This is a genomic window from Mycolicibacterium obuense, assembly GCF_055397605.1.
Map to the genome: position 1 here is coordinate 5,515,786 of NZ_AP043663.1, position 13,740 is coordinate 5,529,525.

The 13,740-nt window shown below is 62.2% G+C and carries 11 protein-coding genes; 8 read left to right on the forward strand and 3 right to left on the reverse strand.

Annotation, left to right across the window (positions count from 1 at the left end):
• Positions 1-3 precede the first annotated feature (3 nt).
• From ACZ50N_RS26775 to ACZ50N_RS26790, 4 genes are all read left to right on the forward strand, one after another.
• Complete coding sequence (locus ACZ50N_RS26775) at positions 4-399, forward strand: MerR family transcriptional regulator (RefSeq protein WP_464474215.1); 396 nt, start codon at positions 4-6, stop codon at positions 397-399.
• Between the two features lie 107 nt (positions 400-506).
• A complete protein-coding gene (locus ACZ50N_RS26780) occupies positions 507-1,313 on the forward strand; it encodes an alpha/beta fold hydrolase (RefSeq protein ID WP_464474216.1) in 807 nt (268 codons plus the stop codon).
• A gap of 29 nt (positions 1,314-1,342) precedes the next feature.
• Complete coding sequence (locus ACZ50N_RS26785) at positions 1,343-1,723, forward strand: PaaI family thioesterase (protein WP_073683490.1); 381 nt, start codon at positions 1,343-1,345, stop codon at positions 1,721-1,723.
• Between the two features lie 29 nt (positions 1,724-1,752).
• Positions 1,753-2,052 carry a putative quinol monooxygenase gene (locus ACZ50N_RS26790; protein WP_464474217.1) on the forward strand — a complete coding sequence of 100 codons (300 nt, stop codon included), beginning with the start codon at positions 1,753-1,755 and terminating at the stop codon, positions 2,050-2,052.
• A 548-nt stretch (positions 2,053-2,600) separates the two neighbouring features.
• Here the strand turns inward: ACZ50N_RS26790 and ACZ50N_RS26795 are convergent.
• The 3 genes from ACZ50N_RS26795 to ACZ50N_RS26805 form a co-directional block, all read right to left on the reverse strand.
• Positions 2,601-3,656, reverse strand: a complete 1,056-nt coding sequence (locus ACZ50N_RS26795; protein WP_464474218.1) for a Shedu immune nuclease family protein — start codon at positions 3,654-3,656, stop codon at positions 2,601-2,603.
• Between the two features lie 542 nt (positions 3,657-4,198).
• Entirely contained in the window at positions 4,199-6,022 is a 1,824-nt protein-coding gene (locus tag ACZ50N_RS26800) for a serine/threonine-protein kinase PknH/PknJ (protein WP_464474219.1), read from the reverse strand.
• Positions 6,023-6,055: 33 nt separating this feature from the next.
• On the reverse strand, positions 6,056-6,562 hold the full coding sequence (locus ACZ50N_RS26805) for a peptidoglycan recognition protein family protein (RefSeq protein ID WP_133412687.1): 507 nt from the start codon (positions 6,560-6,562) through the stop codon (positions 6,056-6,058).
• Between the two features lie 543 nt (positions 6,563-7,105).
• On the opposite strand from ACZ50N_RS26805, the gene ACZ50N_RS26810 reads away from it, so the two are divergent.
• From ACZ50N_RS26810 to ACZ50N_RS26825, 4 genes are all read left to right on the forward strand, one after another.
• A complete protein-coding gene (locus ACZ50N_RS26810; protein ID WP_464474220.1) occupies positions 7,106-8,698 on the forward strand; it encodes a serine/threonine-protein kinase in 1,593 nt (530 codons plus the stop codon).
• 47 nt (positions 8,699-8,745) lie between these two features.
• The gene (locus tag ACZ50N_RS26815; RefSeq protein WP_464475732.1) at positions 8,746-10,194 is read left to right on the forward strand and encodes a neutral zinc metallopeptidase; all 1,449 of its coding nucleotides are present in this window, start codon (positions 8,746-8,748) and stop codon (positions 10,192-10,194) included.
• Positions 10,195-10,337: 143 nt separating this feature from the next.
• On the forward strand, positions 10,338-11,771 hold the full coding sequence (locus ACZ50N_RS26820) for a serine/threonine-protein kinase (protein ID WP_464474221.1): 1,434 nt from the start codon (positions 10,338-10,340) through the stop codon (positions 11,769-11,771).
• A 395-nt stretch (positions 11,772-12,166) separates the two neighbouring features.
• A complete protein-coding gene (locus ACZ50N_RS26825) occupies positions 12,167-13,636 on the forward strand; it encodes a serine/threonine-protein kinase (protein ID WP_464474222.1) in 1,470 nt (489 codons plus the stop codon).
• Positions 13,637-13,740: the final 104 nt, after the last annotated feature.

Here is a 13,740-nt window from a genome sequence, read left to right on the forward strand (position 1 = left end):
TTCATGCGAATCGGCGAACTCGCACAACGATGCAACGTGTCCACGCGGTCGTTGCGCTACTACGAGGAGCAGCAACTGCTGCAATCACGCCGGCACGCGAACGGGTACCGCGACTACCCCGAGTCGGCTGTGGAGTCCGTACGGCGGATTCGGGCCCTCATCGATGCCGGGTTCAGCTCTGACACCATCCGGAAAGTGTTGCCGTGCCTCAACGGTGACGATGTGGACATGTGCCCGCAATTAGCAGGCGTGATCCGCGAGACGCTGCACGGTATCGACGACCAACTGAACGACCTCGCCGTCAAGCGCGGCAAGATCAACGCGCTGCTGTCGGGCCAGAGCCTGCCATCGGATCGGTCCGATTCTGGCCTCGCCGCCGCGCGGCCCATCGAGTGCTGAGGGTGCCCTGCCCGCCTTACCTCGGGGGTAATCGCAGCTAGTCCCGGATTTTGTGATGCTGTTGCCATGCAGATACTTTCGGTGACGCAGCACGCTAGCTCACGACGATGAGTCCTCCGTACGTCGACATTGGCGACGGGCACCAGGTGTTCGTCCGCGATTGGGGAACCGGTCAGCCCGTCGTGCTCTTGGCCGGCTGGGCCATGGACAGTCGCGGCTGGGCAGAGGTCATGACACGGCTGACGCGTTCGGGCGTTCGCGCGATCGCCGTCGACCGCCGTGGTCACGGTCGTTCCACCGACCCAGGTCGCTACGACTACGACGTCCTCGTCGACGATCTCGCGACAGTTCTCGATGCGCTCGCCGTCGAAGGAGCCGTCCTCGTAGGGCATTCCGGGGCGGCCGGCGAGATCATCGGATACTTGGCCCGCTACGGCTCGAACCGTGTCAAAGCCGTTGTGCTCGTGGCCGCGACCGGACCGCGACCGGCGAGCGACCCTGCCAGCGGTGAGCCCGTCTCGCCCGACGTTGTGGACGCCACCATCTCGACACTCATCGGCGACTTGCCAGGCTGGATCGACGAGACGCTCCCCTCGTTCGCGCCGGAAGCTCCACCCACCGTCAACCGTTGGCTGGCGAGCATGGCCTTGGATACTTCCCGGCAGGCGCTGGTCGACTTCCAGCACGCGATCATGACCACGGACTTCACGGTTCACGCGGCCACCGTCGACGTTCCCGTCACCCTCCTCCACGGAGACCACGACGTCAGCGCGCCGCTGAACGAGACAGCCCGCCGTTACGTCGACCTCATTCCCGGGTCGTGTCTGCGGGTGTACACCGGAGCTGCGCACGGGCTCGTGCTCACCCACGCTGAACGGCTCGCGGCGGACATCATCGACGTCGCACGCTCGTGACCCTGCTCGACGCGGCGCGACAAACGCTTGTGCAGCAACTGGTCTCAGCACCGGCTGCCAGTCGGCTGGGAATAGCAGTCGGTGCTTTCTCGCCGTCCGAGGTGCGACTCACCTTGCCTGCCGACACCGGCAACTGCACCTACGGCGACGTCGTCCACGGCGGTGTCATCGCCACACTGGCCGACACCGCCGGCGTAGCGGTGTCGATCGCCAACGCCCGTCAGCTGCCGACCGGCGGGGCCACCACGACCCTCAGCATCAGCTACCTGCGCCCCGCGGCCATGGGCACGCTCACCGCACGGGCGCGTCTTCTCCACGGCGGCGGACGGCACAACGTCGCACGCGTCACGGTCACCGACCCCAGCGAGCAGTCCGTGGCGGAGTGCCACGTCACGGTCACCCTGAGTTGAACTCGCGTCTCGATCCGAGGAGTCATCCGTTGTCCACGACTTACGTGATCACTTTCGTCGTCCGGCCGAGCGAACGGAGCCGATTCCTAGCACTGCTCAACCCCGTCCTCGACGCGATGCGTGACGAGTCGACATTCGAATACGCTGCGCTACACGTCGATCCGAGCGACGCGAACTGCTTCCAGTTGCACGAGACCTGGGAGAGCCACACTGACGTCGTGGACGTGCAGCTGCACCGGCGCTACCGGGCAGCCTGGCACCACGCACTAGAGGAAATGCTGGAGCGGCCACGCGACATCACCATCTGGGATCAGCTGAGAGCCGACTGACTCTCGCGCGTGTCCTTGGACCGGCAAGGGCGGGCGCGGCGCCGACCCGTTGCAAACGCACTCAGCAAGCATCGCCAAAAGCGTTGTCGCGCGGATCGCGTCGACATCTCGACCCCACGTCGGGTGCAATCAATTCAGGTTGGGCTACGGAACTTCATGCCTCACGATGAACGCCGCGACTTCGAGGAAGGCGCCCTTCCACGGGCGCCGCTTGGGTGCGAATGGGTACGGCCGACGAAGCGGCCGCCGTGGCGCTGTTCCTCGTGTCCGACGAATCCGGCTACGTCACGGGAACCATTGCGGGTACCGATGCTCGAACAGTTCTAAGGTCTTTTTGAGATGCCGACGGGTCAAGAGGCACGAGAACTTAAGCTCCCTACCAGAGAATCAAACTCCGCTCTCCAACAGCGAAATTTACTCACGCGCTTCGTCCTGAGACGTGTCGTGCTGCCGTGCGCGAACACTCGAGAGCCGCCGTTTAACCAGGTTCTCGCCCTCTGCCTCTCACTCGTCGCAAGCAATCTCGACGGAGTCGTTTGTACTCATTGCTAGTGCTGGTCCTGCTGTTCAGCAAGATTCAAGCTCCACTCGGCGCGAGCTAGAAGCTCGTCAAATGTGATGACTTCAGGTTCATACAAATTTCGGCGATACAACTCGAAGGACCTCAGCTTTTGAATATGGACGCCGCCCACATCATTCCCGAGCGATCCAAGATGCCCTGCGATCAGGTATGAGCGGGGTCGGATAAGAAATGTGAACTCATTTAGTTCTGCACCATCGCTGTCAGTATCGGCAATCCGCTCGCCGAGTTCTGAAACAGCTCGACTGACCGTCTGCTGAACTTGAGTCACGCCTCCACTGAGATCCGATGACGGCGCCCAGACACCCGGACGGTACTCGCGCACCAGAGGTGTTCCATGGTGTTTGATTTCGGCGAACACCATCAAACGGAAGGCTCCCACAGTCCGGAGCAGTGCGTCTGCGCGCTTCCCTGCGTCACGGATTGAGAACCCGGCAACCGTTTGCTCCAGCCTGTCTGAGTTCCACGCCGTCAGTAGTTGACCTGTCAGGCCCACGCCTAGAATCCACGGGTTGTCCTCAAGGAACTTCTGCCAAACGTTCTCCGGTCCGGTGGCGGAAGCTGCTGCCGCTTCGAAATATTCGCGATCATCTAGGAGCTTTCTGAATCTTTCGATCTGCTGACGCCTATGGGCGAGAGCGATGACATCGGCGGACGCAGCGTCAGTAGTTATCATCTCTCTGAAGGCTTGCGGATTAGCCTCATACGCGCGGCGGATGCTACCCGGGTCGTTGAATAAGGCACTGATCAAGTCGTCATCGATCCTTGTCGGAACATCTCCGTCAACGGGCACCTCGCCAACCAGCCTGATAAGTTCTACAAGCTTCGCCGACTGGTTGCGGTCCAGAACCAACAGATCCTCAGCGTCGGCCCCATTCGTAATGCGCTGGATCTTGATTTCCTTGAGCTGCCCGGCTTCTCGCGAAACAAGTAGCTTTATCTGCCTCCTGGATCCATCTACCAAGATCGACTCCGACCACTCGTCGTATTGAGACTCGCTCGAAATGTTTGGCTCGTCGAACACCTTGTATACGAACCTGCCCGGATAATTAGCGTCTCGCGAGGGCGGCCGTATTAGGAATGGTCTAGAGAAATAGGTGCGATCAACGGATCGAAGGCTGGCGTAGTCAGCCTCACTTTGCGGCTGCCTTGAGATCAAGTGATCGAATCCGTACTTGGCCAAGGCTCTGCATCACTCTTCCGGGTGGTATCTGTCCAAGAAAACGTTAGCCCGAGGCTGTGATTTTGGCAGCGCAATTGCTACGAAAGTCGCTCTCACAGGCGCCACGAGGTCATGAACTTCCAGATCTACCAGCGGATCCGACTCAGATCATTTCTTCGCGACGGGAAGGGAGTGTCTGAAGGTTTGGGTTCTCGTCTCTCGGTCATCCGCGGTGACATACGTTCGACGGTCAACACGCCACCTCGCCGCGGGCTAGGCCGACCGCTGCGCAACAACCGCCGATAACACCCGAGAGCGTCAGGAAGCTATCACTACCAGCGCGACGCCAGGCGCTACTGTCGGCAACAGGGCGGCGGTGACAATGCATGCGACCCGCCGTGCCACTAGGTAATGACTCGATCCCTCATGGCGATGGCAATACGTTCCGCGTAGTCGCCTGCCACCGCGGGATCCGATCGCTGTGGGTTAGCGTCAGTGTCGAAGCATGTCTTGACCTTGATGATGACGTTGTCTCGACTACCCATGGCTACCTGGCACGCGGGCGCACTTCCGTTCAAGTTATCTACTGCAGACATTCTCAGGGTGATGAGGCCCGCGGCGTCAGTGACGCTCGTGAAGTACCAGCCGAAACCACGCTCGTACCCCAAGTCTTGGCTAACTGATGACTCCGAGCTGTAGGTCGTTGGATGCCCAAGTGCGCACTGCTGCCACTGCGTAGTTGAGCTGACCACTATCGCGTGTGCTGCCTTAGCCGTCGGAAAGACGACGGCGGTCTGTTCTACGAGGTCGTCGATGTCGGAGACGGTCTTTCCAAGCGTCTGGTTACGGATGGCTTCGAAGCCGGAGTTTTTGTAGACCTGTTGTTCAGCCCCGTAGATCACCCCCGCGCATTCGGGCGGGTCCACGGTTCGAGTGTTGTCCGATGTGCCCTGAGACGAGCTGAGCAGTTCCACGGGGCCTGGGGTCGAGGCGGGGTCTCCGGTAAACGCGCCACCCGATAACGCTGTAATTTCCGCCGGTTTAAGCAGTAATGCGTCGATGTTTGACGCCGAAAAGGTCGGCGGGGGCGGTGGGGTTTGCGGGGGCGGCGGCGGACGCACTAACGAGGTCAATCCGGACGCGGAAGCCGAAACCTTTGTTGTCAGCGACGAACTAGAACTGGGCAGGCTTGCGCGCGTCTCGGAACGCCAAGTTCGCCACACGAGAACGGCGCTAAGGATGGCAATAACCGCGACGATCGCGCTGCTTACCAAGATCCAGTGTTGCCGCTTGGCGACGGTGGGCCGGCGGTCCGGCTCTCCAGCATCATGTTTGGGAGTATGAATTGGTGCCGGCGTTGTCGTGGCAGCTGCTAGTACCCGAGCTGCACCCGCCTGCTCGGCGAACGCGCGTGCGAAGTCGCTGGATCGTTGAAAGCGGTCATTAGGTTGCTTGGCAAGTGCCGTAGCCAGTACCGCATCAAGCTTCTTGAGCTCGGGTCGGGTGTCGGCGAGTGCGGGAGGCGAATTGTTGAGGTGGCGGCTGATGACGACGGCGGGGTTCGAGTTCGCAAAGAGCGGCGCACCGGTCAGCAGGTGGTAGGCGGTCGCTGCGAGCGCATATTGGTCGGTACGCCCATCGACATCTTCTCCTAGGAGCTGTTCGGGCGCGCAGTAGGCGACGGTTCCGACAGTCATGTTCGTCGCAGTGAGTCCGCTGATGTCGTTTGCGTTGCGGGCTATTCCGAAATCAGTTAGCAGCACACGCTGTTCTTCGTCGTCGTCGACATGGGTCAGCATGATGTTGGCAGGCTTGACGTCTCGGTGAAGTAGACCTCGCTTGTGGGCTGCGTCGAGCGCGCTGGCGATGGCTGTCACGATGCGCGCCACTTCGTCGACCGGCATTCCGGCGGGGTAGCGCTCTGCTGCCAGTTTGGCCGCGTCAAGACCGTCGACGAAATCCATCGAGATCCACAGCTGGCCGTCGGCCTCTCCTCTGTCATGTACGCCAACGATGTTTGGATGCCACAGCGTTGACGCCAGATCGGCTTCGCGAGTGAATCGTGCACGGTACTCCTCGTCGGCGGACCATTCGGGAGGGAGCAACTTGATGGCGTCACGCCGAGGTAACCGCGGATGCTGCGCGAGATACACCTCGCCCATCCCGCCGCTACCGAGCTGGTGGAGAATTGTGTAGCCCGCGAAGTGCTGCCCCTCGCTCAGTGCCATCGCCCGAAAGCCCTCATCATCCGTATTTGCGTCCTATTGCCCGGCCTCTATTGCGGCCACAAGCTGCGCGGCTTGGGGGCCGCTGATCAACGGCAAGCTGAACGGTCCAGCGGCGAGTAATGCATCCACACGGCGAGTGAGATCTCCCGACTCGACGTGGGCATACAGGTCGGCACCAGGACACGCGGTGGCGGCGTAATCCTGATGTCCTTCGACCTCGGGCAAGCCAATGGGAAATTCGGATCGGGCCCAGGCGAACGCCATCGCAGCGCCCTGTAGCTGTTCTTCGGTGACGACCTCTTCCTCGAAGTTGCCTTCGCAGAGGACCAGGAAGTGGCCCGTGGTGTCGTATTCCGTGGCGGTGTCGCCCTTAATCGACGGGTCGCGTAGTTGGTAGATGTTGCCGTTGCGGTCAACGCCGACGTGGTAGGCGATGTCGATCCACCCACGTTGGTTTTGGTGCAGCTGCTGATGTTGACGTAATCGGGCGGGGGCGTTGCGGTTATCACCGAGCACCACTCCCGTGTGATGAACAGTCATGCGCGTGGGGGTGTGCGGAATGCCACCGGGTCGAGCCGGCTGAGCACCCCAACCGTCTCGAGAAATCATGCGCGGTACGACTGTCGACGACGGCACCGCCTGCTCTATCGGCGGCGGTGGCTCCGGTGGCGCTGCCTGAGCGATGGTGGTCTGTGGGGCTGACGGCGGGGCGGGAGGGTTTTCTGGTGTGGCGGAGTTCGCCATCTCGGGCGGTTGCGAGCAAGCACTTAGCGCGGTGGCTAGACCGGCCGTCCCGGCGAGAGCCAGCAGCTGTCGCCGGTTGAACGGATTGTCAAACACACCACCGGACTTGGCCGCCCCCCGTGCACGCATGCCCGTCACGATACGGAGGCCAATGCGGTTACGGTGCGACTTCTACCGGATAGCGGCAGGTGCTGGAACCATCCCTCGTGGTCTACCGGTGCAGCTCCAATCCAACGAATCAGTGGTGAGTTCGCGAATCGAGGTAGGCTGCTGCTCTCGCTGATCGCCTAACAGGCAGATAGCGCCATTTTTGTCGATGGTGCTGGTTAAGATTCGCGCATGCCCATTGCTGAAGGGGCGGTCTTTGCCGGATACACAATTCAGCGCTTATTGGGCAGCGGGGGGATGGGCGAGGTCTATCTTGTGCAGCACCCCCGGCTGCCCCGCCAGGAGGCGCTGAAGATTCTCCCGGCGAACATAAGCGCCGACCCGGACTACCGCCAACGGTTCGCCCGTGAAGCTGACATCGCCGCGTCGCTGTGGCATCCGCACACCGTCGCTATTCACGATCGCGGTGAGCATGACGGCCAGTTGTGGATCACGATGGACTACGTCAAAGGCACCGACGCAGCCAGATTGGTGCGCGAACGCTATCCGCACGGAATGCCGCCGAAGGATGTCCTCGACGTTGTCGCCGCCATTGCTGATGCCCTCGATTACGCGCATGAACGCTTTCTGCTCCATCGCGACGTTAAGCCGGCAAACATCCTGCTCAGCGATCCACAGAAGGGCGAGCGCCGCATCGTCCTCGCGGACTTCGGGATCGCTCGCGGCGTCGACGACAGCAACGGTCTGACCGCGACCAATATGACAGTTGGGTCGGTGGCCTACGCGGCACCCGAACAGCTCACCGGTAGCTTCCTTGACGGTCGTGCCGATCAATATTCCCTGGCTGCGACCGCTTTTCATCTTCTTACCGGCACAGTGCCCTTCGGGAACTCCAATCCCGCCGTAGTCATCGGCAACCACCTCAGCTCACCGCCGCCGACCCTATCCAAACTGCGTGACGATCTCGGACAGATGGACTCGGCGCTCGCGACAGCGATGGCCAAGGAGCCGCACCATCGATTTCACACCTGCCGCGAGTTCGCCGCGGCTCTCACTGCCCGCGACACCGCTCACGTTGTGGGCGGCACCGCCTATGCGGTGGGTCCGAACGACCCCACACAACTGGCGCCGCGTCCTACTACTGCTGCTATCGCTGCCACGCAGCAGCGTGTTGCTTCGTCAACACCACCAGAGCGTGCGCGAGGGAACAACCGCACGGCGCTGATGGCCGTTGGTGTCGCCGTGGCGTTACTAGCTGTCGGCATGATCGCTTTCGTTGGTGCGAAACTCGGACAATCACCTGCGGCATCTCCTGGTGCTGCACCGACGCCTACTTTGACTCGTCCAGCGTGGTCGGAGACAGTCGCCCCTCCACGCACGATCACGCGCACTGCACCTCCGGTTACGGTGACTCAACCCGGTGGACCACCACATATGGCACCCACGCCACCCCGCGCACCTGCGCCCGCGCCCAGAGCCCCGTCCGCACCAGCGGGCGATCTCGGGCTCGGTCAACCGATGAGCAAGCCGAGCTGCAATGGCCAGGGAATTGTCGTCCTCGGGTCGGTCACTACGCCGGGGCACTACGCCGCTGGAGTACAGCGCCTTCTGGCCGCACACCCCGGCGCCTCTTATCTGCGCACCGATCAGGCCTGCCCCTCGCTGCGCGCGGCAACTGACGAGGGCAACCCCATTTATGCCGTCTATCGCCCGGCGGGTGACACCCAAGCCGAGGTGTGCGCCGCCGTGCGTTCTTCCGGTGGCGATGCGTACGGCAAGTGGCTGGACTACACCACCGATCCCAGTTTCAGGATTCCGTGCTGACCGTCTATTTCCGATCGAGCGTTGAGAACGGGGGTGCCTTGCACAACATGGGACGTTTTTTGTCCGCTGTCACCCTCGCCACAGCGATGCTCACGGCCTGCTCTTCAGGACCAGACACCCCGGCCGGTCCGGCGATGGAACAGGTGGAATACCGCGTGGGAGGTCTGCCGGTAGTCGAGGGCCCCAGCGGTCTACGTGACGACGCTCCACCGCCACGCCGCGAAGCCGGGAACAGCGACGGCGGGCCAGTTGACGCATTGGCACTTGCGGCAGTCGATGACGTCGAGATGTTTTGGCAGCAAGCATATCCCGCGACTTTCGGCGCAGGATTCGAGCCTGTTGACGAACTCGTCTCCTACGATTCTCTAGACCTGTCCAGTCCTGAAGTTTGTGGCACCGAAACGTACGATATGCCTAACGCGATGTGGTGTTCTCCTTTGTTCTCCGACAAAGACCTCATTGCCTGGGACCGCGGATTCCTCGTGCCGACGGGGCGGCAGTATTTCGGAGACACGTCGGTTGCCGCGCTGATCGCGCACGAATACGGCCACGGCGTGCAACACGAAGCCGGCATCGTGGACTCACTCACTGAAACCATCGTCCGAGAGCAGCAGGCGGACTGCTTTGCCGGCGCCTACAGCCGCTGGGTCGCCGAAGGACACTCCCCGCGCTTCACCCTCAGCACTGGAGACGGCCTCAACAAGGTCTTAGCCGGAGCAATTAGCCTGGCTGACCCGGTGTGGTCAGAACAAGAAGCCGACATGGTGGAGGAAGGCCACGGCACTGCTCTGGACCGCACGCGCGCATTCCAGCAAGGTTTCGTTGACGGCACTGCCTCCTGTACCGGCATCGACCTCGCATCGATCGAACAGCAGCGCGGTGATCTACCCATCCTGCTGCAGCAGGACCTCTCCGGCCAGATGCAAACTGGCGAGCTGCCCCTCGACGAGTCCACGCTATCGACGCTCATGGAACTCCTCGATCAGATCTATGCACCGCAGAGTCCTCCCGGGCTGTCCTTTGACGGCCAATCATGCCCTGAAGGGGCAGCCAGTCCCCCGGCGTCGTATTGCCCCAGCACCAATACCGTCGTGGTCGACCTACCCGGGCTACAGGCCATGTCCGTGCCCGCTGGGACTTCGGATTACTCTCTGCCACAAGGCGACAACAGTGGTCTGTCGATCGTGACCTCACGTTACGCGCTGTCCCTTCAGCACGCACGGGGTGAGCCCCTCGATGAGCCCAGCACCGCGCTGCTGACTGCCTGCCTGACAGGAGTGGGGCAAGCCGCGATGGCCGAGCCGATTGAGCTCCCCAGCGGGAACAGCTTGCAGCTCGCCGCCGGCGACATGGATGAAGCCGTCGGCGGGCTGCTCACAAACGGCCTAGCTGCCGCAACTGTTGAAGGGCTGACCGTGCCTGCCGGTTTCACGCGCATTGAGGCTTTCCGTGCTGGGCTCGGAGGCTCAGAGCAGGCCTGTCACCAGCAATACTGACTCGTAATAAAGCAGGTGTCTTGGTCGGTAACCGGGGAAATTGTGATTCACTAGCAAACCCGTGAGTGCACCGAGGGGGTATCGGGGTGGAGTCGTCTTTCGGCGGGCTGACAGCCGGCACGCGTTTCGGTAAGTACGAGCTCATGACGCTGCTCGGGCGTGGGGGCATGGGCGAGGTCTACGAGGCGCGTGACACCGAGAAGGGGCGCGTCGTTGCGCTGAAAATCTTGCTCCACCAGTACGCCCAGGACCCCAACTACCGCAGCCGCTTCACCCGCGAGGCCAATGCAGCCGCCGGTCTGCAAGAACCGCATGTCGTCCCCATCCACGACTGGGGCGAGATCGACGGCAAGCTGTTTATCGACATGCGGCTCGTTCGGGGCAACGACCTTCGAAGGTTGACCGAGCGCGGACCACTCGAACCCGGCCGCGCAGTTCACATCATCGCCCAGATAGCCGCCGCCCTAGACGCTGCGCATGCAGAAGGTCTGATCCACCGCGACGTCAAGCCGGAGAATATCGTCGTCTCCGGTGACGACTTCGCCCATCTTCTCGACTTCGGCATCGCTGAGAAGGTCGGCGACGCCCGTCTCACTGAAGCCGGTATGACCATCGGCTCTTGGGCCTACATGGCGCCCGAACGCCTCAGCGGCGACCCCACCACAAAGGCCGTCGACATCTATGCGTTAGCCTGCGTCCTCTACGAAGCCCTCACCGGCGCAAGACCATTCGCCATCGACAGCATGCAACAGGTCATCAACGCGCATCTGCACACCCCACCACCACGGCCGAGCTTGGCCAATCCCCACGTTCAGCCACCACTTGACGGCGTCATTGAACGCGGCATGGCCAAGGAGCCTGACGACCGTTACGGGAGCGCGGGTGCATTGGCCCGCGCCGCGCAACGTGCACTGTCCGCCCCAACGGTCACTGACCGAAATGTCACCATGGCCGCGGCCCACGTAAACAGCCCGACCGCGCAGCACACTCGGCCCGCTCCGCCACCGCCACCCGCAGCAGATCCCCTGCCCGCCGCCGCGGCCCGTGATCGCGAAGGTATGCCCAAAACAATGCTGATCGCGATAGCGGTGTGTGTAGCACTGTTCCTCGCAGCGGGCGGCATCGCCATCGGGCTGCTAGTTAGGCAATCTGACGGAGGCGATACCGGTACCTCCGCGCAAGGCCCGTCCCTCACTCGGCTACCAACACCAGGTCGCCCCGCGCTGCCTTCCGGAGAGCCACAATCGACACAAACCACTTGGCAGCCACCGGCACGGCCAGCGCTCCCGGCGACTCCCGGTAGCTACGCGGGGATGTTCTGTCCTTACGCCGTAGCGCTGACGCTTCAGACGTCTCAATCGGCAGTCGTTGTTTGTGATGAGGGCTCGAATATTTACACCTATAAAGGCCTGCGACTTAAAGACAACGCGCGAATCGACCTGCCTGGGGTCGTGCCGACTGCAACCGGGTTCTCGGTAATCAACAACGGCACTCGATACGACATTAGTCGCAGCGGGCTCATTATCTATACCGAGGGAGACGTCTATACAGAACCCGCAATCGCCTCTGGACCGTAGGAGTGTTTCACCTGACTCCGCATGGCCGGCTGAAGTGATCTGCCGACTGAGCGATCACATTGCCGCGCCTCGGTTATCTGCTACCGAATACTGTGTCGCCGCGCAGTACATCGAATGTCAAAGAGGTAGGGCTGCTCACAAACGGCCTAGCTGCCGCAACTGTTGAAGGGCTGACCGTGCCTGCCGGTTTCACGCGCATTGAGGCTTTCCGTGCTGGCCTCGGAGGCTCAGAGCAGGCCTGTCAGCAGCAATACTGACTTTCCTCTGAGCAGACCTTTCGAGTGACGGCCTGTGGTTCACTGGCAAACGGGGGAAAGCGCACCAAGGGGGTGTTGAGAATGGTGGCGTCGTCTGGCCGGTCACGAGCCGGCAGGCGTTTCGGTAAGTACGAGCTCATGACGCTGCTCGGGCGTGGGGGCATGGGCGAGGTCTACGAGGCGCGTGACACCGAGAAGGGGCGCGTCGTTGCGCTGAAAATCTTGCTCCACCAGTACGCCCAGGACCCCAACTACCGCAGCCGCTTCACCCGCGAGGCCAATGCAGCCGCCGGTCTGCAAGAACCGCATGTCGTCCCCATCCACGACTGGGGCGAGATCGACGGCAAGCTGTTTATCGACATGCGGCTCGTTCGGGGCAACGACCTTCGAAGGTTGACCGAGCGCGGACCACTCGAACCCGGCCGCGCAGTTCACATCATCGCCCAGATAGCCGCCGCCCTAGACGCTGCGCATGCAGAAGGTCTGATCCACCGCGACGTCAAGCCGGAGAATATCGTCGTCTCCGGTGACGACTTCGCCCATCTTCTCGACTTCGGCATCGCTGAGAAGGTCGGCGACGCCCGTCTCACTGAAGCCGGTATGACCATCGGCTCTTGGGCCTACATGGCGCCCGAACGCCTCAGCGGCGACCCCACCACAAAGGCCGTCGACATCTATGCGTTAGCCTGCGTCCTCTACGAAGCCCTCACCGGCGCAAGACCATTCGCCATCGACAGCATGCAACAGGTCATCAACGCGCATCTGCACACCCCACCACCACGGCCGAGCTTGGCCAATCCCCACGTTCAGCCACCACTTGACGGCGTCATTGAACGCGGCATGGCCAAGGAGCCTGACGACCGTTACGGGAGCGCGGGTGCATTGGCCCGCGCCGCGCAACGTGCACTGTCCGCCCCAACGGTCACTGACCGAAATGTCACCATGGCCGCGGCCCACGTAAACAGCCCGACCGCGCAGCACACTCGGCCCGCTCCGCCACCGCCACCCGCAGCAGATCCCCTGCCCGCCGCCGCGGCCCGTGATCGCGAAGGTATGCCCAAAACAATGCTGATCGCGATAGCGGTGTGTGTAGCACTGTTCCTCGCAGCGGGCGGCATCGCCATCGGGCTGCTAGTTAGGCAATCTGACGGAGGCGATACCGGTACCTCCGCGCAAGGCCCGTCCCTCACTCGGCTACCAACACCCGACAGGCCTTCGCGCCCTGCAGGGCAGCGGCCTTCCACGCTCGCCCCGCAGCCGCCAACTCGACCAGTATCCCCGCCGCCAGCCGTAAGAGGCGTCGACGGGCTGGGGCAACGCTGCGACGACGGTTTCGAAGTGCTTGGCAACCTTGACCAAGCAAGCCGGGCAGTGCGCGGAAGCACCGAGACGAGCTGCCAATTCGTCGATAACGTCCTGAGTGCGTATTGGGACGCCGGCGGTCCGAACGCATCACCGCGCACGCTCTACGCCGCCGGAGGCGTCCCCTGCAATCAACAGTCAACTCGTTGCAAAGGCAATCTATTTGTTCTGGAATGTAGCGCGTTCGGTGTCGCCGACTGGGTGACCTGCCGTGGCGGAGTGAATGCTGTCGTTCACATCTACTAGACGCCGTGTTCTCGTCATAGCCTGCGTTGCAACAGCTCTCGCGGGGTGCTCATCGAGCTCCAGCGACGCACCCGGCAGGAACGCACAAACACCGGCCACTTCCC